The organism is Pseudomonas sp. JY-Q (assembly GCF_001655295.1).
GTDB lineage: Bacteria > Pseudomonadota > Gammaproteobacteria > Pseudomonadales > Pseudomonadaceae > Aquipseudomonas > Aquipseudomonas alloputida.
The window spans coordinates 1,936,647-1,962,423 of sequence record NZ_CP011525.1 but is presented as its reverse complement, the minus strand read 5'-3'; the positions used below and the strand labels follow the sequence as shown (position 1 = coordinate 1,962,423).

Below are 25,777 nucleotides of genomic sequence, written 5' to 3'. Positions count from 1 at the left end.
GGGTTGTCCCGCTTGCGACAGCGACGCCCATGCAACCCTCGTTAACCTCGCATCACGACCTTTGAGCGACAATCGTGATGCCCTTACTGCACTCATTTCCAGGCCCTGCCCGGCTTGCCACAGCCCTCGGCATGCTCGCTGCACTCGCGGCGTGCGGCCACCAACCCACGCCTGCCGAACCACCTCCAGCGCTGCAGGCAGACCCGCTGGCGAACATGCCGGCCAGCGTCAGCAAACAGCCCCTGCCCGAACGCTGGTGGGCACTGTATCAAGACCCCCAACTCAACCGCTGGGTACAGCAAGCCCTGGCGCACAACCAAGGCCTGGCACAGGCCGAGGCCAACGTGCAGGCCATTCTGGCCGGCATCGGCGAGTTCGACGCCAGGCGCTGGCCGTCTACCGCGATGGGCGTTGCCGCTACCTATGGAAGAAGCGCCGATGACCAGACGCTGGCCGAGGCGACCGACAGCAACGCGCCGTCACAATGGCAATTCAACCCGGGCATCGAGCTGGCCTATCAGGTGGATATCTGGGGCCAGGTACGCGCCGCCATCCAACGTGCCCGGGTGCAAGCCGAAGCCAGCGCTGCGGCACTAGACCTGGTACGCCTGCAGGTAGTCGCCCAGACCACCCGCGCCTACATCGACCAGTGCACCTACGCGGCCCGCCTGGAGGCAGCGAAGCAGGCCTTGCAAACCCTCGACCACAGCGTGCAACTCAGCCAGCGTCAGCGCCAGGCCGGTGTGGCCACTGCCCTCGACAGCGAGCGCCTGTTGGGCTTGCGGGAGCAGGTGCGTGCGCAACTGCCGATGCTCTCAGCCCGGCGGCAGATGGCGCTTTACGAACTGAGCATGCTCAGTGGCCAGGCCTCGGTGGCCGAAGCCACGACCTGCGTAGCCATCCCCACGCTGTCGGCGCCGCTGCCGGCTGGCGATGGCTGGCATTTGCTCGAACGCCGGCCAGATGTGCGCCAGGCCGAACGGGAACTGCAGGCGGCCACCCTGGAGACCGACATCGTGCGGGCTGACCTTTACCCAAAGGTCAGCTTCGGCGCTTCGTTGACGTCTTCAGACCATCACCTTGCCAACCTCGGCGCCAGCCGCGCGGTGATGTTCGGCATTGGCCCGCTGATCCGCTGGGAATTTCCCAACCTGCAGGCCAACCGCGCACGGGTGAGCAAAGCCGAGGCATTGCAGCGGGCGCAGTTCGCCCGTTACCACGGCGTGGCGCTGAGCGCGCTGAAAGACGTGCGCCAGGCACTGGCCCGCTACGACGGCGAGCGACAACGCTTGCAGGCGCTGGACGCAGCCCTGGTGCACAGCCAGCACAGCTTTGCCCTGGCCCAGGGTAACTACCGTGCCGGCACCGTGGACGGGCTGGCCCTGCTCGACAGCGAGCGCGAAATGATCAGCCTGCGGGCCAGCCACACAGAAGCCCGAGGGCGCCTGGCGCAAGCGCAGGTAAACCTGTTCCGCGCGCTGGGCGGGCGGTGGTAGCGAGAAGCAAGACCAACAGCGAGCACCGCCCACTGTAGGAGCGGGTTTACCCGCGAAGAATACACCGCGGTGGATGGCACGGGCTTCGCCCGTGTTCGCGGGCAAGCCCGCTCCCACACGGATCGCGCCAGCTTTTAGAAATTGAGCAAGACAGTGGCTCCCACAACGGACAGCCAGCAGGCCCAATTCGAGAATGGAAACCAACCATGAATGTTGCCGTAGACAAACCCTCACCCGCCGAAACTGAACAGAGGCCGAGCGCTAGAACCCGTCGCCGCCTGGCAGTCATCGCCAGCGGCAGCCTGGCCGCAATCACCCTGCTGGCCTTCACCTGCTACTGGTTCAGCACCGGCCGCTACCTGGAAACCACCGACGATGCCTACGTCCGCGCCGACTGGGTGGCCCTGAGCCCACGCGTGGCGGGCTACGTAGCCGAGGTCGAGGTGGCTGACGACCAGCCGGTGAAAGCCGGCGATGTGCTGGTGCGCCTGCAAAACCGCGACTACCGCGCCCGCCTCGACCAGGCCCGGGCTGGCGTGACCGAGGCACAGGCGGCACTGGCCGCCGCCCAGGCCAGCCAACAGGTGGCGACCGAGCGCATCGACCAGCAACAGCAAGCCATCCTGCAGGCCGAGGCCGTCGTGCGCAGCGCCAGCGCCGAACAGCGCCGCTGTGAACTGGATGTCCAACGCTACCGTGGCCTGGTGCGTGACGATGCAGCGACCATGCAGCGCCTGGAAACCGCCAGCGCCCATGCCAGCCAGGCACAAGCCGCACGGCAAGGTGCCCAGGCCGCGCTGCGCCAGCAACGCGCTCAACTGGCCATGGCCAAGGCCCGGTCAGCCCAGGCCGAGGCCGAGCTGCAACAACGGGCAGCGGCCCTGGCACGCGCCCTGGCCCACCAGCAGCTTGCCGAGCAAGACGAACAGGACACGGTGATCCGCGCGCCGATCACCGGCGTGGTCGGCCAACGCCGCGTGCGCACCGGCCAGTACGTGGTGCCGGGCCAGCCGCTGCTGGCTGTGGTGCCCCTGCAACAAGCCTATGTGGTGGCCAACTACAAGGAAACCCAACTGGCCCGCATGCGCCCCGGGCAACCGGTAGAAATACATGTAGACAGCTTCGCCAGCCAGCCACTGCATGGCCATGTGGCCAGTTTCTCGCCAGCCTCGGGCAATGTCTTCGCCTTGCTGCCGTCGGACAATGCCACCGGCAACTTCACCAAGATCGTCCAGCGTTTCCCGGTGCGCATTTTGCTCGACAAACCGTTGGATGGCCCGCAGGTACTGCCCGGCATGTCAGTGGTCAGTACAGTCGACACACGCCCCGCAGAGGTTGCCGATGCGCACTGAGCAAACGGTCTCGCTGCGTGCCTGGGTAGCGGTGCTTGGCGGCCTGTTCGGCTGCTTCATGGCGGGCATGAACGTGCATGTCACCAGCGCCGCCCTGCCGGAAATCCGCGGCTCGCTGGGTGCCAGCTTCGAGGAAGGCTCATGGATTTCCACCGCCTACCTGGTGGCGGAAATCGTGATGATTCCGCTGACGGCCTGGTTGGTGGACGTGTTCTCGCTGCGCCGGGTCATGTGGACCGGCTCGCTCATCTTTCTGATCGCCTCGGTGGCCTGCTCATGGGCGCCCAACCTGGAGGCGATGATTGTAATCCGGGTGATCCAGGGGGCTGCGGGCGCGGTGCTGATTCCCCTGTCGTTCCAGCTGATCATCACCGAACTGCCGGCCAGCAAGATGGCCATGGGCATGGCGCTGTTCAGCCTGGCCAACAGCGTGGCGCAGGCCGCCGGGCCGTCGATTGGCGGCTGGCTGACCGATGCCTATTCGTGGCGCTGGATCTTCTATCTGCAACTTTTCCCCGGCATTGCACTGCTGCTGGCCATCGCCTGGTCGATCGAAGCCAAGCCGATGAAGCTCGAACTGTTACGCAAAGGTGATTGGCTGGGTATCGCGGCCATGGTGATCGGCCTGGGCGGCTTGCAGATCGTGCTGGAAGAAGGCGGTCGGCTGGACTGGTTCGGCTCGCCGCTCATTGTCGGCATGAGCGTGGTCGCTGCCATTGCGTTGGTGGTGTTCGTGGTGACCCAGCTGTTCGGCCAGCGCGCGTTCATCAACCTGCGCTTGCTCGGGCACTACAACTTCGGCGTTGCCAGCGTGGCGATGTTCATCTTTGGCGCTGCCACGTTCGGCCTGGTGTTCCTGGTGCCCAACTACCTGTCGCAGTTGCAGGGGTTCAGCGCGCACGACGTGGGCGTGGCGCTGATCGCCTATGGCGTGGTGCAGTTGCTGCTGGCGCCGTTGATGCCCCGGCTGATGGGCTGGACCAGTGCCAAGTTCATGGTCGCCAGCGGCTTTTTGATCATGGCGCTGGGCTGCTGGCTGGGGGCTAGCCTGAGCGCCGACAGTGCCGACAACGTGATCATCCCGTCCACGGTGGTGCGCGGTATTGGCCAGCCTTTCATCATGGTTGCGTTATCGGTGCTGGCGGTGGCCGGGCTGGACAAGCGTGAAGCCGGCTCAGCCTCGGCGGTGTTCTCGATGTTGCGCAACCTGGGTGGCGCCATCGGTACGGCCGGGTTGACGCAACTGGTGGCGACCCGTGAACGCTTTCACAGTGAGCGCATTCACGAGCAGGTGACGCTGTTTGAGCCAAGCGTGCAGGCACGTATCAACCAGACGGTGCAAAGCTGGCTGCCGCCTCAGCAGCAAATGCTGGAAGCGTTGGCGGCAACCATTCGACGAGAGGCTTACCTGATGGCCTACAGTGATGCGTTCTACCTGGCGTGCCTGGCATTGGTCGGGTGTGCCCTTGCAGCGTTGCTGCTGCGGGCCAGACAGCAGCATTGAAGGCAGTATCGACCTCTGTAGGCGACCGAAGCGTTCGGTATTCGGCCGCTGTTACACTGTCAACCGATGAAATTGGCGAACCCGAGCAAAGGTATGAACCCGACGCGCTACTCCACCGTGGCAAAGGACTTGATGCAAGCGATTGCCAGCGGCCGCTACCCAGTAGGCAGCCTGCTGCCGACCGAGTTCGAACTGTGCGACCTTTACAATGTGAGCCGGCACACGGTGCGTGCCGCTATCGACCAGTTGCTCACCCAAGGGCTGGTGTCGCGCCGCAAGCGCGTGGGCACACGCGTGGAGGCCAGCAGCCCGCGCGGCGGCTATTCGCAGACGTTAGCCAGTGTGGCTGACCTGGCGCACCTGGCAGACACCCAGCAGCGGGAAATCCAGAACGTGCGCCACTTTGTCGCCGACCTGAGCGAGGCGGCGAGGCTGGGGCTGGTGCCGGGGGAGCATTACTTCTGCGTATCGAGCCTCCGCGTCGACAGGCAGCACCCTGCCGCGCCGCTGTGCTGGACCGACGTGTATGCGCCGCGCGACTACACCGCGGTCGTCGAACTGGCCCGCGAGCACCCCGACCAACTCATTGTCGGGTTGATCGAACAGCACTATGGCCGGGCAATCGCAGTGGTCGACCAGCGGGTGCGCGCGGTGTTGCTGACAGCGGAAATGGTCAGGGCGCTGAAGGCAGAGGCGGGCTCACCGGGGCTGAAGATCATCCGCCAATACCGCGAGGAAAATGGTGATTTGATGGCGGTCTCAGAGACCGTGCACCCGGATGACCGCTTTACCTTGGTCACCCAGATGCGCCGCGACCGCTCCCCCGCCTGAACCCGCTCGTACAGGGATGGTTCAACTTTCAGCTGATGAACAGGCCGTTGCGCCTAAAGCGCCCCCAGTTGCCTTTCAGCTTCGACCAACTGCCTCGCCCGCGCCGTGCTCACCCGGTGATCGCGTGCCAGCCAGGCGTAGATCGTCGGTAGCACGAACAAGGTGAACAAGGTCCCCACCAGCATCCCGCACACAATCACCACCCCCAACCCGAAACGGCTGTTGGCGCCGGCGCCGCTGGCGAACAGCAGTGGCAGCACGCCAAAAGTCATCGCCGCCGTGGTCATCAGCACTGGCCGCAAGCGTATTTGCGCCGCACGAACAATGGCGGCGGCACGATCGAGGTTGTCGCGCACCTGAATCTCGTTGGCGAACGCCACCATCAGGATGCCGTGCTTGCTGATCAGGCCGATCAGCGTCACCAGGCCAATCTGTGTGTAGATGTTCAGCGTGGCCCAGCCCAGCGCCAGCGGCAGCAGCGCACCGCAGATCGACAGCGGCACGGTCACCAGAATGATCAGGGGGTCGACCAGGCTTTCGTACTGCGCCGCCAGCACCAGATAGATCACCACCAGGGCGGCGAGAAATGCCCACATCAAGGCAAAGCCCTCCTGCACATACTGGCGCGATTCCGATTGCCAGTCGTGGCTGAAGCCCGGTGGCAGCTCGGCGGTGAGCTGTTCCAGAAATGCCACAGCGTTGCCCATCGATACACCCGGGGCCGGGATTGCCTGCAGGGTACTGGCGTTCTGCTGATCGAACTGCAACAGGCGGTTGGGTGCCACTTCGATATCCAGGCGCACCAACGTAGCCAGCGGCACCAGGCTGCCATCTTCGGCGCGCACATACTGGCGGCTCAGCGCCGCAGGCGTCAGGCGTTGGTCCTGGATACTCTGCGGGATCACGTCATAAGAGCGCCCGAACAGGGCGAAGCGGTTGAGGTACTGCTCGCCCACCAGCACCCCCAGCGACTCACCAATGGCCTGCATGCTGATGCCCAGGCTCGCCGCCTTGGCCCGGTCCACGCGTACCTTGACCACCGGGTTGTTGTAGTCGAGGTCGCTGTCCACCACGGCGAACAGGCCGCTGTCGCGGGCGCGTTGCTTGAGCACTTCCATGGTCTGGAACAGCTCGGGGTAATCCTGGGAGCTGCGCAGCACCATCTGCACCGGCAGGCCACCGCTGGAGCCCGGCAGCGACGCGACCTGGAAGGCGAAGATGCTGCTGCCCTCGATATCCGCAACGGCCTGCTGCAACTGCGCCTGCACCTGTGCGGCGGAACGCTCGCGCGCCTGCCAGGCGCTGAGGTTGATGCCACCGAAACTGGCGGCCGGGCCGTCGGTGCCGTTGATGATCCAGGTGTCGGTGGTTTCGGCAATGGACTTCATCACCTGGTCGAGCTTTAGCGCAAAGCGTTCTGCGTATTCGAGGCTGGCATGCTGCGGCGACTTGATGGCGGTCAGCACCGCCGCCTGGTCCTCGGGTGGCGCCAGCTCGCGCTGGGGCAGCAGGTACAGCCAGGGCAGGCTCAGGCACACCAGCAACGCCACGCCGCCACTGATCCAGCGGTGTGCCAGCGTGTAGGCCAGCACCCGTCCATAGGCCCCGCTCAGCGTGCCAAACAACCGATCGGCGAGAGTGGCCATGGCGCCATGCTGCTGACCGGGCTGCAGCAACAGCGAGCTCATCACCGGCGACAAGGTCAGCGCCACAATGCCGGACACGATCACCGCCCCCGCCAGGGTCAAGGCAAACTCACGGAACAGCGTGCCGGTCAGCCCGCCCATCAAGCCAATGGGCGCATACACCGCCGCCAGGGTCAGGGTCATGGCGATCACCGGCCCGGCGATTTCCCGCGCCCCGGCCAATGCTGCCGCGACCGGCGACTTGCCCTCCTCGATATGCCGATGCACGTTTTCCACCACCACAATGGCATCGTCCACCACCAGGCCGATGGCCAGCACCATCGCCAGCAAGGTCAGCAGGTTGAGGCTGAAACCGAACATCAACATCAGGCCCGCGGCCCCCAGCATCGACAGCGGAATAGCCACCACCGCGATCAGCACGCTGCGCAGCGAACCCAGGCACAGCCAGATCACCAACACCACGATCAGCATCGCCTCCACCAAGGTGCGCAGCACTTCATGGATCGACGCATCGATGAAGCGTGCGGTTTCATAGGCCAGCGCCACGTTCACGCCAGGCGGCAAGGTCTGCTGGATCTGTGGCAGCAGTTGGCGAATACCCTCGACGATCACCAGAGGGTTGCCGCTGGGCGTGGGGAACAGCCCCAGGTGCACGGCAGGTTTGCCGTCCATGGTGGCACTGGTCTGCGTGGCCGCCGCACTCAGCTCGACGGTGCCGATATCGCGCAGGCGCACCAGGTCGGTGCCATCGTTACGGATGATCAGCTCACGGAAGTCTTCGACCCGGGTCAGGTCGGTGTCCACCTGGATATCGGCCAGCACGTACTGCCCACGCACCTGGCCCGGCGTTGCCTGGTAGTTGTTGGCACGTACCGCCTGCGCCACGTCCGCCGCCGTCACCCCGCGCCCAGCCATCTGCTCACTGTCCAGCCACAGGCGCATGGCCAGGCGCTGCCCGCCGAACGACTGCACCTTGGCCACGCCGTCGATACTGGAGAACTGCGGTTCCACCACCCGCGACAGGTAATCGCTCAGTTCCGGTATCGACAGGCTGTCGCTGGCAAACCCCACATAGGCCACGGCAGTGGAGTCGCCTGCTGACAGTTCCACCACCGGGTCGTAGGCTTTTTCCGGCAGGCGATAGCGCACCTGGTTGACCTTGGCCATGGTTTCGGCCAGCGCCTGGGTCGAATCGCGGTTGAGCACCATGCGCAAGGTGATCAGGCTGCGCCCCTGCTGCGACGACGAGGACAGGTAGTCGATGCCTTCGACCGACGACACTGCCTGGGTGATCGGCTGCGTCACGAAACCCTGCATCAACTCGGCGGAGGCACCGGGGTACTCGGTGCTGATGGTAATGGTCGAGCTTTCCAGCAACGGATACTGGCGGATCGGCAACTTGCCCATGGCAAACAGCCCCATCAGGATGATCAGGCTGCTGACCACCAGCGCCAGCACCGGGCGGCGCACGAAGACGTCGGTAAACCTCACGACTGCCGCCCTCCCTGGCTGGCCTGCAGGCTGTCCTGCGCCACTGGCTCGACCGGCATGCCATCACTCAGTTTCAGCTGGCCGGAAACCACCACACGGTCACCGGGCGTCAGGCCGGAGGTGATTTCCACCCGCCCCTGCCAGCGCTCACCGGTGGTTACCTGCACCCGGCTCACCCGGGTGCCATGCTGCGGGTCCTGGGTCGCGACAAACACCGTCTGCCCATAGGCGGTGTAGGTGATTGCGGTTTCCGGCACGGCCAGCACGGTCGACGGCTGCGCAGCATCCAGCCGCACGCCGGCATACATACCCGGCTGCAACTGCCCTTGCGGGTTCGACAAGGCCGCCTGTACCTGCACAAGGCGTGCTGTGCTGACCACCGGGTCGACCGCCACCACCCGCGCCTGGAAGTCTTGCCCACGCACCGCATCCACCGTCAGTGCCAGCACTTGCCCGGCGTGCACTTCGGGGGCGGCCTGCTCGCCCAAGGCGAAGTTCACATGCAACTGGCTGATGTCGGCCAGGCTGACGATGGTCTCGCCAGCGCCCAGGTACTGGCCCTGATGCACACGGCGGATGCCGAGCTTGCCGGCGAACGGAGCACGAATGGCCTTCTGCGCGATCAGCGCCTCGACATGCTGCAGCTCACCACGGGCCACGTCCACGGCCGTGGCGGCGTTGTCCAGCAGCTCTTGCGACACGGCATTCATCGCGCGCAGTTTGCGGCTGCGCTGCAGCACCACGTCAGCGTTACGCAACCTGGCCTGCAACTGCACGCGCAGGGCCTGCTCGGGCGCGTCGTTGAGCTGCACCAGCAACTGCCCGGCCGCGACTGTCTGCCCCGACTCGAAGGCGATGCGGGTAATACGCCCTGGCATCTCGGCCGCCACCTGCACCTGGTTGACCGCCTCCAACTCCCCCGAAGCAAAGCGCTGCCGCGCCAGTTGCACCTGCTCGGCCGTGGCCAGCGCCACCTTGGTCGCCGGCCACACCGCCGCAGCGGGTGGCGCCGAGCCGCTTCCCACCAGCGCATAGGCAGCGGCCAGCGCACCGGCAATAGCGCCGGCCCAGGCCAGTAACGTCCGTTTGTTCATGCACAGCTCCGATCACAGGGAAAGCGGTTGCAGGGAAGATCGGGCAGGACTATAAAAGCTCAACTTTACTTGAGGTCAACAGGCATGGCAGCGGACAACACACGGATGCTCACAGTGGGTGAAGTGGCCAAGCGCAGCGGCGTGGCGGTATCTGCGCTGCACTTCTACGAAACCAAGGGGCTGATCGCCAGCGTCCGTACGGCAGGCAACCAGCGCCGCTATCCCTCGCTGGTGCTGCGTACCCTGGCGATCATCAAAGTGGCCCAGCGCACGGGTATTGCGCTGGAGGAAATCAAACAGGCCTTCAGCCGTTATGCCCCCAACAGCAAGCTCACGGCCGCGCAATGGGGCGAGATGTCCACGGCCTGGCGCGAAGACCTGAATGCCCGCATTCGCACACTGGAAGCACTGCGCGACAGCCTCGACAACTGTATTGGTTGCGGTTGCCTGTCGCTGGAAGACTGCCCGCTGCGCAACCCCGAGGATGTGCTGGGCAAGGAAGGGACCGGGGCACGAATCCTCGAAAAGAAGGCCCGCTAGCCTCGCGCGCTCATGCCAGGTGCGCCCCTTTGCCGGCGCGCATGACCTGCAGGTGACAAACAGTTGCTTTGAACCATTGCGGCGATTCACCGCCCTAACCCTGTGCTGTTAACCCAAAGCCGCTCACAGGAAGGACTAAGCCATCATGAAACGCGAACAGATCGAAGGTGTAGCAGAGGACCTGGCTGGCAAGGCGCAAAGCGCCGTAGGTCGCCTGGTCGAAGACCCGGCACTGGAAGCCGAAGGCGATGCGCGTCAGGCCGCAGGCCAGTTGACCAAGTCCTACGGCGACACCCTGGACACGGTGTCCTCGTTCGTCAAGGAAAAGCCCTTCGCCGCACTGGCCATCACCGCCGCCGTCACACTGGTGGTCTCTCGCCTGCTGCGCCGCTGAACCACGGCGCCTCAGGCGGTTCAGGGCCGGATATCTTGTCCGGCCTGCGCCATCACCAGATGGCGATATCGTAGGTCAGGTAAAGGCGATTGCTGTCTCGGCCGCGGGCGAAATCTGATCGATACACATAGTTTCGCAGCTTTACGCCCAGCCCTTTCAGCGGCCCACCCTGCACCACGTAGGCAATCTCGGCGTCACGCTCCCATTCTTTGATGCCCTCGCCACCTGAGCGGCCATTGTCGCCACTCAGGTAGCGCGTCATGAAGGTCAGCCCCGGCACCCCGGCGGCAGCGAAGTTGTAGGCGTAGCTGGCCATCCAGGTCTTCTCTTCCTCTTCGATGAACTTGCCGATGCCGACGTTGCTGAACGAATAGACCGTTGCCCCACTGATATACGGCAGGCCCGCTTCACCATCGAGCACCTGGTAACCTGCGCCGACGGTATGCCCGGAGTGGGCGTACGACAGTTGGCCGCTGAACATGTCGTTGTCGATGCCACCGCCATACGCCGTACCGCTGTCGCGGCTTTTGAAGTAACGCAGGTCGGTGGTCAGCACGCCGCCGCCCAGCGGCAGGTCGTGCACCAGCCCGGCGAAGTCCTGGCGGTAGAAATGCTCGAACTCGCCATGGAAATAACTCAGGCGCAGTTGCTTGCTGACGGCATAGTCAGCACCGGCGAAGCTGAAGTCACCAGACGCTGGGCCGCCATACCCGTCCAGGTACAACCCGGTACTATTGGATGAGTCGCGCTGTTTGAAGCGGTCCAGGTGGCCAGCGGTAAGGGTGAGGTTGTCGATGTCGGTGCTGGTCAGCTGGGTTCCCTGGTAAGTCTGCGGCAGCAGGCGTGCATCGTTGTACACCAGTACCGGTGTCTTGGGCAGCAAGGTGCCATGCTTGACCACGGTGCTGCCCAGGCGGGCTTTGGCCGTGATACCGGCGCTGGCGAATTCGTCGGCCGCGCGGCCATCGTCATGCACTGGCAGCAACCCGGTGCCGCTGCGCCCACGGCCGGAGTCGAGCTTGACGCCGACCAGGCCCAAGGCGTCGAGACCCAGGCCGAGGGTGCCTTGGGTGAAGCCGGACTGGTAATCGAGCAGAAAGCCTTGAGCCCACTCCACCCGTTCGCTTTTGGCTGTGGCGGCGGCGCGGGCGCTCATACCCTGCTCGTCACGGAAATTCTCGTTGAAATACACGTTGCGCAACTGCAGCTTGAGCTTGCTGTCATCGACAAAACCGGAAGCGCCGGCAACAGGCAGCCAGCCGCACAGCAGGCCACAGGTGGCCCCACGGAACACAGCTCGGGACATGATCGGTACTCTATTGTTGTTTTAGGGATGAGCAGGCGTTGCGCCTGGCAGCACCAGAAGCGTTCAGACGAAGAAGGACAAGGCGCCCGTCAGCAGTGCCAGCGCCGTGATCACCAGCGAGGTGAGCACCGCCCATTTCACAGTGGCTTTCTGGAAGTCGCCGATGTCGCGATCGACCATGCCCACCAGCAGCAGGGTCGAGGCTACCAATGGGCTCATCAGGTGCACCGGCTGCCCCAGCACCGAAGCGCGGGCGATCTCTACAGGGTCGATGCCGTACGCGGCCGCGGCATTGGCCAGGATCGGCACAACGCCAAAGTAGTACGCGTCGTTGGACAGCACGAAGGTCAGCGGCATGCTGGTCAGCGCCACCACCAGCGGGAACCAGTGGCTCCACGCATCCGGAATCCAGTCCACCAGCGTCTGGGCCAATGCATCGACCATCTTGGTACCCGAGAAAATACCGGCAAAGATGCCTGCGGCGAACACCAGCAGCACCACGGTCATGGCGTTGCCCGAATGGGCGAGGATGCGCTCTTTCTGCAGGTCCAGCTGCGGGTAGTTGATCATCAGTGCGGCGACGAAACCGATCATGAACAGGATGGCCGCGTGCATCAGCCCCAGCACCAGCGCGGTCATCACGGCGATCACCAGCACCAGGTTCACATAGGCAAGGCGCGGGCGCTTGTGCGGGTTGTCGCCAAGGATTTCCTTGATGTAGCAGTTGCCGCCACCGGACTCCAGGGCAATATTGCCGATACGCCGGCGCTCGGCACGGCCCAGCAGGTAGGCGGTGAACACGACCCACGCCGCCCCACCGATGACGGTGGGCAACATCGGAATGAAGTAGTCAGTCGCATCCAGACCGAGCGCGGCAATGGCACGGGTGGCGGGACCACCCCACGGGCTCATGCCGCTCATGATGCTCAATGACAGCATCGATACGGTCGCCAGGATCATCGGGTTCATGCCGATGCGCTTGTACAGCGGCAGCATGGCAGCGCAGGTAATCATGTAAGTCGTGGTGCCATCACCGTCCAGCGCCACCAGCAGCGACAGCAGAGCGGTGCCGATAGCGATCTTGATCGGGTCGCCATTCACCCGCTTGAGAATCTTGCGGATCAGCGGGTCGAACAGGCCGGCGTCGATCATCAGGCCGAAGAACAGGATGGCGAACAGCAGCAGCGCGGCAGACGGTGCGACCATTTTCAGCCCATCGAGCATCATCTTGCCCAGGTCTGGCGCAAAACCGCCAATAAGGGCGAAAACAATCGGCACGATGGTCAGTGCGACGATCGGGGACAGGCGTTTACTCATGATCAGGTAGGTGAAGGTCACCACCATGATCAGGCCCAGAAGTGCGAGCATGGTTTGTTCTCTTGTTTTTATTGTCTATGTGGCCACCTGCAGCGCAGACGGCCCCCTGACCCCCACCCGGCAACGCCTGGTGGGGGCCTGTGAAAAGCTTGAGGGTGTCGAGGCTCAGCCGTGGCGGCGTGGTTCGGCGACCCAGTCGGCCGTTTCAGCGACGGGGCTGACCACCGGCTCGCCGTTCAGGCGGCTGTGCAGCGTCTGGCGGTCACAGGCGTTTTCCGACAGCGAAACCACCACCGTCGCCACTGCGTTGCTGGCAAGACTCGTCAGCGCACGGGCTTCCGACATGAAGCGGTCGACCCCGATCAACAGGGCCAGGCCGGCCACGGGAATGTCATGGATCACGGTAAGGGTCGAGGCCAAGGCCACGAAACCGCTGCCGGTGACACCTGCCGCGCCCTTGGAGGACAGCAGCATGATCGCAAGCATGGTGACTACCTGGCCCAGGCTCAGGTCGATGTTGCAGGCCTGCGCGATGAACACGGCTGCCAACGACAGATAGATGGCAGTACCGTCCAGGTTGAACGAGTAGCCAGTGGGCAGCACCAGGCCAACCACGCCTTTCTTGCACCCAAGCTTCTCGAGTTTCTCGAGCATGCGCGGCAGCACCGGCTCGGTGGAGGAAGTACCCAGCACCACCAGGAACTCTTCGCGGAAATAGCGCAGCAACCTCCACAGGCTGAAGCCATGGGCGCGGCAGATGCCACCGAGCACCACCAGCACGAAGAACGCGCAGGCGATGTACAACGTCCCCACCAGCTTGGCCAGCGCGCCAAGGGACGTAATGCCGTACTGGCCCACGGTGAATGCCAGTGCGCCGAAAGCGCCGATCGGGGCAAAGCGCATCAGGTAGCCGAAGATGCGGAACACCATGGTCGAGGCCGACTCCAGAACGTCCAGTACCGGCTTGCCCTTTTCGCCCATCGACGAGAGGGCGAAACCGCTGAGTACGGCGATGAACAGGACCGGCAAGACCTCACCCTTGTTGAAGGCACCGATGAAGGTGTCCGGGATGATGTGCATGAAGAAGTCCACCACGCTCAGCTTGGCAGCCGACGCGGTGTACTGGCTCAGGCCCGCTGTGCTCAAGGTGGCAGGATCGATGTTCATGCCGGCACCTGGCTTGAACAGGTAAACCGCCGCCAGTCCGATCACCAGGCTGACCACCGTCAGCCCCAGGAACAGCAGCAGGGTCTTGCTCATCAAGCGCCCCAGGGAACGCTTGTCGGTCATGCCGGCGATGCCGGTGACGATGGTGCAGAACACCACCGGCGCGATCATCATCTTGATCAGCTTGATGAACGCATCACCCAGCGGCTTGAGGGCCACGGCCTGTTGCGCCCAGAAGTGTCCGACCACCACGCCCAGCAGGACGGCGCAGAGAATCTGGAAATACAGCGATTTGGCGAGTCTCATGGCATCACCCATTGTTGAAATTGTGCGGATGCGCTTGTTACGAATGTGCAGGTCTGAATCGGTGCCTGGAGCTACCCGGCCAACCTGCGGAATGTAGGGGCGTAGACGAACCCTGAGAAGAGCCGGCGGGCGGTTCGCACCACCGAAGCCTGGATCGTCTGGCCCTCGGTACCGCTGCGCGTCAGCGCAACATCGATGCCGCCACTTGGGTGCTCCAGGCGGACCTCGGCCAGTTGCTGCGCGCCTTCGCCCAACAGGTCGGCAATCACGGTGCCAGGGCTGACGCAGGCAGTCGCCAGCCCCACCGCTCCCGTGATCGCCAAGGCACGATGGCAATTGTGCGGCATGAAATAGCGAACCTGCAGCGTGCCGTCGTAGCGCGGCTTGGACACCAGCACTGGCTTGGGGATGACCATGCCACTGACATCGCCCAGGCCCATGGCCTTTCCGGCCTTCAGCCGCAACGCTTCCAGGCGTTCGAGCAGCGCGCTGTTGGCGTCCAGCTGAGCCGGGGTTTCCGAGCCGCTGACACCCAACTGGCTGGCCTCCACCACCATCATCGGCATGGCCATGTCGATGCAGGTCACCGGCACACCATCAATCACGTCCTGGGCCTTGCCCGTGGGGAACAGCTTGCCGGTCTTGCTGCCGACCGCGTCGAGGAAGGTCAGGTGCACCGGGGCGGCAGTGCCCGGCACCCCATCGATCGCCGTACGGCCTTCGTAGCGCACGATACCGCCGGGCGTTTCGACCAACGAATTGACGAAGGTGCCAGTGTTGAGGTTACGGATGCGCACCAAGGTCTTGCCTTCCTGGCCTTTTACCAACCCCTGTTCGATGGCGAATGGCCCAACCGCACACAGCATGTTGCCGCAGTTGGGGGCCGTATCGACCCGGCGCTGTGCGACCATCACCTGCACGAACAGGTAGTCGACGTCGGCGTCGGCGTGCAATGACGGGCTGATGATCGCCACCTTGCTGGTCTGCGGGCTGCCGCCACCGATGCCGTCGATTTCCAGCTCATGGCCAGAGCCCATGAGGTTGATCAGCAACTCGTCGCGCTCGACCACATTGGCAGGCAGGTCCCAGGCGTGGAAGAAAGGCCCTTTGGAGGTACCGCCGCGCATGAGTACGCAAGGAATTCGTTGCATGATTTCGCACTCTTGTTGATCAATGGACATCATTGATGCTGTGAGCAAAAGAGTGACAGGGATGGATAAATCAATCCAATGCAAATATCGTAGCTATTATTGCGATTAAAACATAAATAAAGCGCCAGGCCAGTCGAAGGGTTTCTTATGGAATATGAGCTGCAAGACATCAGATCTTTCGTGAAAATCGCCGAACTGGGCAGTTTTCATGAGGCCGCCGAAGCGCTTCACCTGTCCCAGCCGGCCCTGAGCCGGCGGATCAAGAAGCTGGAGGAAGGCCTGGGCACCTCGCTACTGGAACGCACCACTCGCCGGGTCAGCCTGACCAGCGTGGGCCGCGACTTCCTGCCCAAGGCCAGGCGCTTGCTGGATGATTTTGAAGACTCGATCCTCAGCATCCGCGAGCTGGCCGAGCGCCAGACCGGTCAGGTTACCCTCGCCTGCATTCCTACCGCGGCGTTCTACTTCCTGCCGTCGGTGATCCGCGATTACAACGAGCAATACCCGAAAATCCGCATTCGCCTGCTGGACCTTAGCGCCAACGACGGGCTCGAAGCCGTGCTGCGCGGCGAGGCCGACTTCGGCATCAACATGATGAGCGGCCAGCACCCGGACATCGAGTTTGTCTCGCTGGTGCAGGAGCACTTTGTACTGGCCTGCCGGCGTGACCACCCACTAGCGAACCGCGCCTCCGTTACCTGGACAGAGCTGGCTGATTACCGCCTGATCGGCGTCGGCCGCCTGAGTGGCAACCGCATGCTGCTGGACCATGCGTTGTCCGGGCTCAACCTGCGGCCCAAGTGGTTCTACGAAGTGCAACACCTGTCCACGTCGCTGGGCATGGTCGAGGCCGGGCTGGGCGTGTCCGCCATGCCCAGCCTGGCCATGCCCAATGCCGACCACCCCACGCTGGTGAGCGTGCCGTTGATCGAGCCGCAAGTCACCCGCACGCTAGGGCTGGTGTACCGGCGCGGCGCATCGCTGTCGCCGGCTGCGGAGAAATTCGTTTCGATCCTGCTGCAGAAATGGCCAAATCGCTGAGGGGAGCGGCGCGCCTGGCTTAGTCGTTCTTACCCAGCATGTACCGGTCAAAATGCTCGATATGCTCATCGAGGTTGTCCTCGAGCATCATCCGGTACTGATCACAGAAGTACTTCAGAATCTCTTCCCGTGCCGCCCCCAGCTCCGCGCCGCTCTTGAAGCTGCGGGCGCTCATCCAGGCGCTGACCTTGCCCAGGTCTTCGAACTTTTCGATCTGCTGGTTCGCCAGTTCGATGTGCGCATCGGCGCGATCGTAAAAGGCCTGGTCGGTAGCTTGGGTCATTGGGGTTCACCTTGTTGCGCAATGCGAGCGGGAGGCCAAGCCTTGCATGTCGCGGCGCATACGTGCAAGGCTGAAAAAGGATCACCCATGACGAAAAGGAAGCAAAGCACCTCATGCTTGGAATCACACGTATCCATCGCTATTTGCGCCCACTGCCTGCGAAACCGACTGCAGCCAGTGGGCGTGACCTCAAGGCCAAACGCGCCACCCACCTCGCCTCAACGGTTGCCAACCTCCTCTGCACGCCCCGCTCCGCCCCGCCTTACCTCTGCGTCACTCCTGAGCGTCCCCCCATCGAACGTGTGCCCCCGACCTGACTGCCTCCACTGCAGCTCACACACCGTTCTCGCCTGTTGCAGGCGGGATGCCTGACGCAACGACAAGGGGCAACAACCAATGCTTTTCTTTCACGGTAAACACATCTTCAGCGCCATCTTCGATATGGATGGCACCCTCTTCGACACCGAGCGCCTGCGCTTCAAGACACTCAAACAAGCGTCTCTGGAAATCTTCGGCAAAGCGCTGAGCGAGCACACCCTGATTGGCTCGCTGGGCCTGAGCGCAAAAAAGGCCGAAGCCCTTGCCAAGGCGCATAACGGCGACGACTTCCCGTACGCACAAATCCGCCAACGCGCCGATGAACTTGAGCTGGCGTACGTGCGCAATCACGGCGTACCGATCAAGGCCGGCCTGCTGGAGGTGCTGGAGCGCCTGCGCAAGTCGGGCCTGACCATGGCAGTGGCCACCTCCAGCCGCCGTGCCATCGCCGAGGAATACCTGATCAACGCCAACGTGCTGAAGTACTTCGACATCACCGTTTGTGGCGATGAAGTCAGCCAAGGCAAACCCCACCCCGAGATTTTCCTGAAAGCCGCCCGCGCGCTCAATTGCGAGCCAGGCCAGTGCTTCATGGTCGAAGACTCGGAAAACGGCATGCTGTCGGCGATGCGCGCCGAAGGGCAGGCGATCCTGATCGAGGACATCAAGCCGCCTGCGCCGGAAATCAAGGCGGGCGCGCTCAAAGCCTACCGCAGCATGCATGAATTTCTCGCCGACCTGAGCGCGTGCGTACCCGACCTGGGCATGCCTGCATTGAGTGAGCCGTTCCCGGCCTCGATGAACCAGTTCAGCGTGGGCATTCATGGTTTCGGCGCCATCGGCGGCGGTTACCTGACGCAGGTATTTTCCCATTGGGACGGCTACACCCGACCGCGTGAAATCATTGCCGCAACCCGCTCGCGCATGCTGCGCGAAAGCGTCAGCGCCTTCGGCCGCTACAGCGTGCGCTACGGTGCCACATCGTTCGACCAGACCATCGACAACGTGCGCATGATCGACATGGACGATGACGACGCGGTCATCAGCATGTACACCACTGCCGAAATCATCGGCCTGAGCCTGCCCGAGCAGGCCATCAGAAGCCAGGCCAGGGTGATCGCCCAAGGCCTGCTGCAACGCTTCGAGCGCCGTGGCCGCGAGCTGACCCTGCTGATCGTGCTGAACAAGGTTGGCGGTGCGGCGTTCGTGCGGCGTCATGTGCAAGCCGAGCTGGCGTTACTGTGCCCGCCTGCGATCAGCGAGCAGGTTTTGCAGAAGACCCATTTCGCCGAAACGGTGGTCAGCCGCATCGTGTCCAAACTGGGCAATGACGCACTGGTGCGGCAACTGCGCATCAAGTCGCAGATGTTCCAGAACAGCCTGGAAGACGAGCCCGCAAGCACCTGCAAACCTTCAGCGCCGCTACCGGAGTACGAACGGCTGATCGGCCACTTCAGGCCCTTTGCACAGCCCAGCAGCGCCATGAGCCAGCTGCATCTGGTGCTGTTCAACAGCGAAGCCGACATGCCGCTTTACGCGGAGCGCGGCAGCGATCTGCTCGAACGCCTGCGCCAAGTGAAGACAGTGCCAGACATTGCCCAGATCCAGATCATCAAGAACCGCCTGTGGAACGGCCCGCACGCCATCGTGGCCTGGTACGCCAGCCTGCTGGGCCATGCCTGGGTCGGCCAGGGCATGGGCGATGCGCGGGTGAGTGAGTTGGCCGAGCGCCTGATTCGCCAGGAGGTCGCGCCCGCACTGGTGGCCGAATACCCACAGATGGCCGAGGTGGTCAGCCGCTTTGCCGAGGCATTCCTCGAGCGCTGCAAAACCTCGTTCAAAGACCCCTGCGCCCGGGTAGGCCGCGACCCCTTGCGCAAGCTGCAACGCAACGAACGCATCCTCAGCAGCATCGACCTTGCCCGCAAGCACGGTATTGCAACCCCGGCCCTGGCGTTTGGCGCGGCCCTGGCCATTCACCATGCCCTGCAATGCGAGGACGACAAGGATCAGGAAGCCCGGGCGATCAGGCAGGTTTATCGGGATAACCACACCAGCGTCGAGGCCGTGCTTACGCATGACAGTGACTGTAATGGCAAGCGTTTTCCAGGGCTGGACCCGATCACGGATGCGCAGCTGATCACCGCCATTTCAGATGCTTTCCGGCAGTACCCGCAAAGGGATATGGCCACCCGACGGGATGACCTTTGCATAGGCGCATGAGGTACTGCATATGCCTGAAACCATCGCGGTGAATGGCACCGGCTCCGTCGATGTTCGCGGGGCAAGCCCGCGCCCAACTTGATCGCGCTAGCTTTCAGGTGTTGTGCAAGACCGTTGTCCCCACAGGTATTGCATCAGCCTCAAGCCTGCGCGATACCTGTAGGAACGGGCTTGCCCGCGAAGAATCCAGCGCGGTGAATGGCACCGGCTTCGCCGGTGTTCGCGGGGCAAGCCCGCGCCCAACTTGATCGCGCCAGGTTTCAGCATCTCGTGGTTTTGCTAACAGAACGTACCACGCATGCCTGCATGCCCGAATCCTGCATTCAACCTCTGCCGCAGCCGCTGCGGCATGGACAGCCTGAACACTCCATTCCCCATGACGCCTGCCGACCTTCACTTGATATGACACAAGGCTTGCTAATGACACAAGGTGTCATTAAGATCGCTGTGTGTCCTGGCAGCGCCATCACGACGATCAGCCAGCGCCCGCCCTTTTCCCTGCAGGTACCGCCCATGACGACCACCATGCACACCCCCAAGGACCAGCTTGTCAAACTCGCCCAGCAACAGATGCTGACGGCGCTGACCGACAACACCTACACCGTGCGACAAAAGCTCGCCCTCACCTGCCGCATCCTGTTCGACGGCGGCCACGACTCTGGCCTGGCCGGGCAGATCACTGCGCGCGCGCAGGAACCTGGCACCTACTACACCCAACAACTGGGGCTTGGCTTCGACGAAATCGCTGCCTCCAACCTGCTGGTGGTGGACGAAGACCTGACGGTGCTGCAAGGCCGTGGCATGGCCAACCCGGCCAACCGCTTCCACAGCTGGCTGTACCGCGCCCGCCCCGACGTCAACTGCATCATCCACACCCACCCGTTGCACAGCGCCGCCTTGTCGATGCTGGAAGTTCCGCTGGCCATCTCGCACATGGACCTGTGCCCCCTGTTCGACGACTGTGCATTCCTCAAGGAATGGCCCGGTGTGCCGGTGGGCAACGAAGAAGGCGAAATCATCGCGAACGCGATTGGCGACAAGCGCGCAATCCTGCTTTCCCATCATGGCCTGCTGATCGCTGGGCGTTCGATCGAGGAAGCCTGCGTGCTCGCCCTGCTGTTCGAGCGGGCAGCAAAGATGCAACTGCTGGCCATGGGCGCCGGTGACATCCGCCCCATCCCCGAAGCACTGGGCAAAGAGGCCCACGACTGGATTTCCACCCCCAAACGTCACGGTGCTGCCTTCAGCTACTACGCGCGCCGTGCCTTGCGTGCCCATGGCGACTGCCTGGGCTGATCGAAGCTGTACTCTTCCCTCAACAACGGCAAAGGTGCCTGGTCATGTCTACACCTGTAATTCGCGGCGTTATCGGCTACACCATCACTCCCTTCACGGCAGACGGCACACTCGACCTGGATGCGTTGGGCACGTCCATCGATAGCCTGATTGCAGACGGCGTGCACGCCATCGCGCCGCTGGGCAGCACCGGCGAAGGGGCTTACCTGTCCGACAGCGAATGGGAAACCGTGGTGCGTTTCAGCCAGGTACGCATTGCCGGGCGCGTACCCAGCGTGGTCAGCGTCTCCGACCTGACCACCGCCCGCACCGTGCAGCGTGCCCGCCTGGCACAGGCCTGCGGTGCTACGGCGGTGATGGTGCTGCCCATCTCTTACTGGAAGCTCACCGAAGCCGAAGTGGTCGCCCACTACAAGGCGGTCGGCGCCGCCATCGACATTCCGATCATGCTCTACAACAACCCGGGCACCAGCGGCACCGACCTGTCGGTGGAGCTGATCCTGCGTATCCTCGGCGAAGTGCCCACTGTGACCATGGTCAAGGAAAGCACCGGTGACATCCAGCGCATGCACCGCCTGTTCACGGCTACAGATGGTCAGGTGGCGTTCTACAACGGTTGCAACCCGCTGACCCTGGAAGCCTTGGTGGCCGGCGCCACGGGCTGGTGTACCGCCGCGCCCAACCTGATCCCGGCACTCAACCTGGCGCTGTGGGACGCCGTACAACAAGGCGATCTGGCTGAAGCCCGTGCGCTGTTCTACCGCCAGTATGAGCTGCTGGAGTACATCACCCACCGTGGCCTGCCGACCACCATCAAGGCCGGCCTGAAAATGCTCGGCCAGGAGGTCGGCGCCCCACGCCTGCCCCTGCAGCCGCTGGATGCGCAAGGCAGCAACCACCTGAAAAACCTGCTGGTGGCGCTGGCCAACTGACGCCCAAACCTGCCCGGCAGCCTGTCGCTGTCGGGCAGTCTTTTTCTTCAGGAGCAGCCTTGGGCTGCGAAAGGGCCAATGACGCTGCAGTCGGATTACCCCTTCGCCGCACAAAACTGCTCCTCATCTGACCATTACCAGAGGCAACCATGGACGCGCCTGCTCAAAGCTCTACCACCCCGCTCAGGCTGACAGACATCCTTCACCCGGTGATTGCCGGACTCGTTTCGGTGATCGTCAACTACGGCGGCACGTTCATCCTGGTGTTCCAGGCGGCCAAAGTGGCCGGGCTGAGCCCGGAGCTGACGTCATCGTGGGTCTGGGCGGTGTCGATCGGCGTCGGCCTCAGCGGCCTGGCACTGTCCTGGTACAGCCGGGAGCCGGTCATCACAGCCTGGTCCACGCCAGCCGCCGCGTTCCTGGTCACCGCCCTGGCCAGCGTGCCCTACAGCGAGGCCATAGGTGCCTACCTGCTGTCGGCCGCCGGCTTCGTGGTGCTGGGGCTGAGCGGGTGCTTCGAGCGCCTGGTGCGCGTCGTGCCCGGCGGCATTGCCGCCGGCCTGCTGGCCGGCATCCTGCTGCAGTTTGGCATCGGTGCCTTTGCCAGCCTGTCGGTCGACCCCACCCTCGCCGGGCTGCTGATTGCAGCCTATGTGGCCTTCAAACGCTTCACCGCCCGTTACGCCGTGGTCGCCATATTGCTGCTGGGCCTGGGCTACCTGTTGCTGCAGGGGCAAGTGGGCCTGACGACGTTGCGGCTGGAATTCGCCTCACCGGTTTTCACCGCGCCCACCTTCTCCCTCAACGCGGCCCTCAGCGTGGCCCTGCCATTGTTCCTGATCACCCTCACCGGCCAGTACATGCCCGGCATGCTGGTGCTGCGCAACGATGGTTTCAAGACCAGCGCCAACCCGATTGTCGCCGTCACCGGCATCGGCTCGTTGCTGATGGCGCCCTTCGGTTCACACGCGTTCAACATCGCTGCCATCACCGCGGCCATCTGCACCGGCAAGGAAGCCCATGAAAACCCGGACAAGCGCTGGGTGGCGGGCATCGCTGCCGGTGTCTGCTACATCCTCGTCGGGGTGTTCGGGGTCACGCTGGCGAGTGTCTTCATGGCCCTGCCGGGCACCTTTATCACCACCCTGGCGGGCCTTGCCCTGCTGGGCACCATCGGCGCCAGCCTGGCCAGCGCCCTGGCCGATGCCCGTTCACGCGAGTCAGCACTGATCACCTTCCTGGCGGCGGCGGCCAACATCAGCCTGCTGGGTATTGGCGGGGCCTTCTGGGGCCTGGTCATTGGTCTGCTGGCCCATGTTGTCCTGAACGGTCGCCTGCCCGGTTTGCGGGGCGCCTCCCGCTAAGCGGGCTTTCCACCACCTTGCCGTGCGCCAGGGGCGCACGCTGTTCAACAGGTATCGACATGCCCCACGCTGGCCCCAAGCTGCTGACCCAAATTGCTGCCGTGCACTTCGTCAGCCACGTGCACATCATGCTGATCCCGGCGCTACTGCCCGTGCTGCCCGGCCTGCTGGGCGTGGGCTTCGTAGAGCTGGGCGTAGCCCTGGCGGTGTTCAACATCGTCTCCGCGCTGGTACAGGCCCCGCTGGGTTACGCCGTCGACCACTATGGTGCACGTAAAGTGCTCAAGGCTGGGCTGTTGCTGGGCAGCCTCAGTTTCGTGCTACTGGCGGCCAGCCCCGGGTATGCGGTATTGCTGGTGGCGATGGCCATGGCGGGCCTGGCCAATGGTGTGTACCACCCGGCCGACTATGCGCTGCTGGCCAACGGCATCGAGCCCGCACGCCTGGGGCGGTCGTTCTCTATTCATACCTTTGCCGGTTTCCTCGGTTCGGCCGTTACCCCAGCCGTATTTCTCGGCATCGCCGCGGCGCTCGGCACGCGGGCAGCCCTGGCAGCGGGCGCGGTATTCGGGGTAGCCGCGCTACTGCTGATATCGATACCAGGCAGTGGCGTTTACCGGGTCGCCAGGCCTGCCAACAAACAAGACACAGGCCCGGCCGCAGCAACAGGCCGCGTACGTTTGTTCACCCCCATGATCGGCGTGCTGACGGTGCTGTTCATCCTGCTCAACCTGAGCACCAGTGCCATCGAGAAGTTCTCCGTGGCCGCCCTGGTCCAGGGCCAAGGCCTGACACTGGCCTGGGCCAACGCCGCGCTCACCGCTTTCCTGCTGAGCAGCGCAGCCGGCGTGCTGTGCGGGGGCGCTTTGGCCGACCGTACCCGGCGCCATGGCCTGGTGGCGGCACTGGCCTTCGCGCTGGCGGCTGCGCTGACTGCACTGGTGGCGCTGGGGCTGCTGCAGGGCTGGGCATTGGTGGTCGTACTGGGTGCCATCGGCTTGCTCACCGGGGTCATCGCCCCATCACGGGACATGCTGGTCAAGGCGGCGGCGCCACCCGGGGCCGAGGGCAAAACCTTCGGCCTGGTGTCGACCGGGTTCAACATCGGTGGCGCCATCGGGCCGGTAGCGTTCGGCTGGATGCTCGATCAGCGCCTGCCCAACGGGATTTTCATCGCATCGGTGGTGTTCATGTTGCTGACGGTGCTGCTGACCCTGGCACAGGAGATGTATTCAGCCAGAAGGCGCGCGACTGAACAGCTGGCGCGCGCCCTGTAAGCCCGGTGCAGCATTGCCAGGCCACGATCAATCATTCATTGCGCCGGGTTGGCATGCATCACTCGCCCGCCTGCCCCCGGCCGATTGACGAACAGCACATCCAGCACACTGTTGCGCAAGCCCTTCACTGCATTCCAGTTCGCTGACGCATGCACGTATCTGTCGCGCAACAGCCGCTGTTCTTCCTCGCTCAACCCCACCTGGCCAGTTTCCCCCAAGGCAAAGGCATGCAGTTTTCGGCTGATGCCCGACAACTCATCCGGCAGCCGATGCTCAGCCTGCGCCCCCAACGGCGCAAACGGCACACCCGCGCGCACCGCCAACGCCCGCATCACGCTCAGGTACACCCGGGACAAGTGCCCCGCCACTTGCCGCTCCCGGTACACCGCCGCATAGACCTGCTTTTGCGCCTCGTCCCGATGCCCACCGGCAATCGGCTCCTCCCAGGTCATCACGCGCGGCCTGGGTTCGCCCATGTCGGCAAACGCCGAAGCCAGCAAGGCGCTCACCTTGGCATGGACGCGGCACTGCTCGACACGCATGCCTGCGGGCACACGCTGGGACTGCGGCTTGCACAGCAGCACCTGCTCCAGAAGGGTCTCCGGGTAACCACCCCCAATATTCGAGTGCACGCCCGGCAGCACGATGTCGTGGCCACTGCGCACCAGCGGGAAGTTATGCCGCCGCTCATCCTCGGCCACCAGTTGCACCACGTGCCGGGCAATACCCGCACCCAGGCCCAGGCGCAGGCCACCGTGGCGGCCGTCTGCAGGGTCGAAGTCACCCTTTAAGGGCGCGATGATCGCCGCCACGGTGTCGAACAGGCCGATAAAGTTGATCGAGGTTTCGCACGCCACCGACAACAGCCCGCCCGCGCCCTCGTGCAGCAGGTTGGCCAGATGCCGCACCGCCGCCGCACCGCGGCTGAAACCGAAAAGATCGAACTCGACCCCTTCCAGCGTTGCCTGCGGATGCGCCCGGCGCCACGCCTGCAGTTGCTCGGCCATCGCCTGCAACGCCTCGGCAACCCGCGCCTCGGCCCCCGTGCGCCCATGCCCGGTGGCCGAGGCGTAGACATGGTCGGCTTCACCCGCCAGCGTGCCCACGCCTTCCACATAGTGCTTCAAGAACGCCTGCGGCCCCTCGGCACTGGCCGCCTCAGCCGGATACAACGCATGCAACAGGGCCACATTGCTCAAGGCGTTGCCATAGCTGCCGCCCTTGTCGCCCTGCTCACCCATCGTCATGGCATTGTGCTGGTTATTACCGGTGCCATCGAAGAAAACACCAAACCGCAAGGTGATCGGCGTAAGGTTTGGCGTGCTGGCGCTGCTCATTTTCATCATCGTGCCTCCTGCTTGTCCGAAAAGCACAAGCAGGCGCCAGCACGCCGTCACGGAACATCAGGCAATGGCCAGCCATACGTGGGACATTTCTTTGCCCGCATG

The 25,777-nt window shown here is 63.9% G+C and carries 20 protein-coding genes; 12 read left to right on the top strand and 8 right to left on the bottom strand.

Annotated elements, in window-relative coordinates:
* Positions 1-77 precede the first annotated feature (77 nt).
* The 4 genes from AA098_RS08805 (at position 78) to AA098_RS08790 (ending at position 5,183) form a co-directional block, all read left to right on the top strand.
* On the top strand, positions 78-1,496 hold the full coding sequence (locus AA098_RS08805; protein ID WP_082916876.1) for an efflux transporter outer membrane subunit: 1,419 nt from the start codon (positions 78-80) through the stop codon (positions 1,494-1,496).
* Between the two features lie 206 nt (positions 1,497-1,702).
* Positions 1,703-2,848, top strand: a complete 1,146-nt coding sequence (locus tag AA098_RS08800; protein ID WP_064614074.1) for an HlyD family secretion protein — start codon at positions 1,703-1,705, stop codon at positions 2,846-2,848.
* A complete protein-coding gene (locus AA098_RS08795; RefSeq protein WP_004577446.1) occupies positions 2,838-4,352 on the top strand; it encodes a DHA2 family efflux MFS transporter permease subunit in 1,515 nt (504 codons plus the stop codon). Before AA098_RS08800 ends, AA098_RS08795 begins: the two co-directional genes overlap by 11 nt.
* Positions 4,353-4,445: 93 nt before the next feature.
* Positions 4,446-5,183: a GntR family transcriptional regulator gene (locus tag AA098_RS08790; RefSeq protein ID WP_064614072.1), complete on the top strand. Its 738-nt coding sequence runs from the start codon at positions 4,446-4,448 to the stop codon at positions 5,181-5,183.
* A 53-nt stretch (positions 5,184-5,236) separates the two neighbouring features.
* Here AA098_RS08790 and AA098_RS08785 read toward each other — a convergent pair whose 3' ends face one another.
* Positions 5,237-8,320, bottom strand: a complete 3,084-nt coding sequence (locus AA098_RS08785; RefSeq protein ID WP_064614070.1) for a MexW/MexI family multidrug efflux RND transporter permease subunit — start codon at positions 8,318-8,320, stop codon at positions 5,237-5,239.
* The gene (locus AA098_RS08780) at positions 8,317-9,414 is read right to left on the bottom strand and encodes an efflux RND transporter periplasmic adaptor subunit (RefSeq protein ID WP_064614068.1); all 1,098 of its coding nucleotides are present in this window, start codon (positions 9,412-9,414) and stop codon (positions 8,317-8,319) included. Before AA098_RS08780 ends, AA098_RS08785 begins: the two co-directional genes overlap by 4 nt.
* 84 nt (positions 9,415-9,498) lie before the next feature.
* Here AA098_RS08780 and soxR point away from each other — a divergent pair, with 84 nt between their 5' ends.
* Together soxR and AA098_RS08770 are read left to right on the top strand one after the other, a co-directional pair.
* Positions 9,499-9,954, top strand: a complete 456-nt coding sequence (gene soxR, locus AA098_RS08775) for a redox-sensitive transcriptional activator SoxR (protein ID WP_004577443.1) — start codon at positions 9,499-9,501, stop codon at positions 9,952-9,954.
* A gap of 145 nt (positions 9,955-10,099) precedes the next feature.
* On the top strand, positions 10,100-10,348 hold the full coding sequence (locus AA098_RS08770) for a CsbD family protein (protein ID WP_004577442.1): 249 nt from the start codon (positions 10,100-10,102) through the stop codon (positions 10,346-10,348).
* Between the two features lie 52 nt (positions 10,349-10,400).
* Here AA098_RS08770 and AA098_RS08765 read toward each other — a convergent pair whose 3' ends face one another.
* From AA098_RS08765 to AA098_RS08750, 4 genes are all read right to left on the bottom strand, one after another.
* A complete protein-coding gene (locus AA098_RS08765) occupies positions 10,401-11,654 on the bottom strand; it encodes an OprD family porin (RefSeq protein ID WP_064614066.1) in 1,254 nt (417 codons plus the stop codon).
* A 63-nt stretch (positions 11,655-11,717) separates the two neighbouring features.
* Positions 11,718-13,022 (bottom strand): CitMHS family transporter, encoded by a 1,305-nt coding sequence (locus AA098_RS08760; protein ID WP_064614064.1) that lies wholly within the window; start codon positions 13,020-13,022, stop codon positions 11,718-11,720.
* A gap of 114 nt (positions 13,023-13,136) precedes the next feature.
* Positions 13,137-14,444 carry a dicarboxylate/amino acid:cation symporter gene (locus tag AA098_RS08755; RefSeq protein ID WP_064615175.1) on the bottom strand — a complete coding sequence of 436 codons (1,308 nt, stop codon included), beginning with the start codon at positions 14,442-14,444 and terminating at the stop codon, positions 13,137-13,139.
* Between the two features lie 71 nt (positions 14,445-14,515).
* A complete protein-coding gene (locus AA098_RS08750) occupies positions 14,516-15,595 on the bottom strand; it encodes a 4-oxalomesaconate tautomerase (RefSeq protein WP_082916875.1) in 1,080 nt (359 codons plus the stop codon).
* Between the two features lie 147 nt (positions 15,596-15,742).
* On the opposite strand from AA098_RS08750, the gene AA098_RS08745 reads away from it, so the two are divergent.
* A complete protein-coding gene (locus AA098_RS08745) occupies positions 15,743-16,636 on the top strand; it encodes a LysR family transcriptional regulator (RefSeq protein ID WP_003247268.1) in 894 nt (297 codons plus the stop codon).
* A 19-nt stretch (positions 16,637-16,655) separates the two neighbouring features.
* On the opposite strand, the gene AA098_RS08740 is transcribed toward AA098_RS08745, so the two are convergent.
* Positions 16,656-16,919 (bottom strand): DUF3144 domain-containing protein, encoded by a 264-nt coding sequence (locus AA098_RS08740; protein WP_064614062.1) that lies wholly within the window; start codon positions 16,917-16,919, stop codon positions 16,656-16,658.
* Between the two features lie 396 nt (positions 16,920-17,315).
* Between AA098_RS08740 and mtlD the strand changes: the two genes are divergently transcribed.
* The 5 genes from mtlD to AA098_RS08715 all read left to right on the top strand — a co-directional run bounded on the left by mtlD (position 17,316) and on the right by AA098_RS08715 (position 24,329).
* Positions 17,316-19,460, top strand: a complete 2,145-nt coding sequence (gene mtlD, locus AA098_RS08735; RefSeq protein WP_064614061.1) for a bifunctional mannitol-1-phosphate dehydrogenase/phosphatase — start codon at positions 17,316-17,318, stop codon at positions 19,458-19,460.
* Positions 19,461-19,973: 513 nt separating this feature from the next.
* Positions 19,974-20,756 (top strand): aldolase, encoded by a 783-nt coding sequence (locus AA098_RS08730; RefSeq protein WP_004577435.1) that lies wholly within the window; start codon positions 19,974-19,976, stop codon positions 20,754-20,756.
* A 44-nt stretch (positions 20,757-20,800) separates the two neighbouring features.
* On the top strand, positions 20,801-21,688 hold the full coding sequence (locus AA098_RS08725) for a dihydrodipicolinate synthase family protein (RefSeq protein ID WP_064614060.1): 888 nt from the start codon (positions 20,801-20,803) through the stop codon (positions 21,686-21,688).
* A 149-nt stretch (positions 21,689-21,837) separates the two neighbouring features.
* Positions 21,838-23,052, top strand: coding sequence for a benzoate/H(+) symporter BenE family transporter (locus tag AA098_RS08720; protein WP_060538804.1), 1,215 nt, complete (start codon positions 21,838-21,840; stop codon positions 23,050-23,052).
* 59 nt (positions 23,053-23,111) lie between these two features.
* On the top strand, positions 23,112-24,329 hold the full coding sequence (locus tag AA098_RS08715) for an MFS transporter (RefSeq protein WP_060538803.1): 1,218 nt from the start codon (positions 23,112-23,114) through the stop codon (positions 24,327-24,329).
* Between the two features lie 35 nt (positions 24,330-24,364).
* On the opposite strand, the gene AA098_RS08710 is transcribed toward AA098_RS08715, so the two are convergent.
* Entirely contained in the window at positions 24,365-25,675 is a 1,311-nt protein-coding gene (locus AA098_RS08710; protein WP_064614059.1) for a DUF2235 domain-containing protein, read from the bottom strand.
* Positions 25,676-25,777: the final 102 nt, after the last annotated feature.

Bases quoted from the DNA above. Each gene is read 5' to 3' on its own strand.
- AA098_RS08805 (WP_082916876.1), top strand. From the start codon at position 78: ATGCCCTTACTGCACTCATTTCCAGGCCCTGCCCGGCTTGCCACAGCC.
- AA098_RS08800 (WP_064614074.1), top strand. From the start codon at position 1,703: ATGAATGTTGCCGTAGACAAACCCTCACCCGCCGAAACTGAACAGAGG.
- AA098_RS08795 (WP_004577446.1), top strand. From the start codon at position 2,838: ATGCGCACTGAGCAAACGGTCTCGCTGCGTGCCTGGGTAGCGGTGCTT.
- AA098_RS08790 (WP_064614072.1), top strand. From the start codon at position 4,446: ATGAACCCGACGCGCTACTCCACCGTGGCAAAGGACTTGATGCAAGCG.
- AA098_RS08780 (WP_064614068.1), bottom strand. From the start codon at position 9,414: ATGAACAAACGGACGTTACTGGCCTGGGCCGGCGCTATTGCCGGTGCG.
- soxR (WP_004577443.1), top strand. From the start codon at position 9,499: ATGGCAGCGGACAACACACGGATGCTCACAGTGGGTGAAGTGGCCAAG.
- AA098_RS08770 (WP_004577442.1), top strand. From the start codon at position 10,100: ATGAAACGCGAACAGATCGAAGGTGTAGCAGAGGACCTGGCTGGCAAG.
- AA098_RS08765 (WP_064614066.1), bottom strand. From the start codon at position 11,654: ATGTCCCGAGCTGTGTTCCGTGGGGCCACCTGTGGCCTGCTGTGCGGC.
- AA098_RS08760 (WP_064614064.1), bottom strand. From the start codon at position 13,022: ATGCTCGCACTTCTGGGCCTGATCATGGTGGTGACCTTCACCTACCTG.
- AA098_RS08755 (WP_064615175.1), bottom strand. From the start codon at position 14,444: ATGAGACTCGCCAAATCGCTGTATTTCCAGATTCTCTGCGCCGTCCTG.
- AA098_RS08750 (WP_082916875.1), bottom strand. From the start codon at position 15,595: ATGCAACGAATTCCTTGCGTACTCATGCGCGGCGGTACCTCCAAAGGG.
- AA098_RS08745 (WP_003247268.1), top strand. From the start codon at position 15,743: ATGGAATATGAGCTGCAAGACATCAGATCTTTCGTGAAAATCGCCGAA.
- AA098_RS08740 (WP_064614062.1), bottom strand. From the start codon at position 16,919: ATGACCCAAGCTACCGACCAGGCCTTTTACGATCGCGCCGATGCGCAC.
- mtlD (WP_064614061.1), top strand. From the start codon at position 17,316: ATGCTTTTCTTTCACGGTAAACACATCTTCAGCGCCATCTTCGATATG.
- AA098_RS08730 (WP_004577435.1), top strand. From the start codon at position 19,974: ATGACGACCACCATGCACACCCCCAAGGACCAGCTTGTCAAACTCGCC.
- AA098_RS08725 (WP_064614060.1), top strand. From the start codon at position 20,801: ATGTCTACACCTGTAATTCGCGGCGTTATCGGCTACACCATCACTCCC.
- AA098_RS08720 (WP_060538804.1), top strand. From the start codon at position 21,838: ATGGACGCGCCTGCTCAAAGCTCTACCACCCCGCTCAGGCTGACAGAC.
- AA098_RS08715 (WP_060538803.1), top strand. From the start codon at position 23,112: ATGCCCCACGCTGGCCCCAAGCTGCTGACCCAAATTGCTGCCGTGCAC.
- AA098_RS08710 (WP_064614059.1), bottom strand. From the start codon at position 25,675: ATGATGAAAATGAGCAGCGCCAGCACGCCAAACCTTACGCCGATCACC.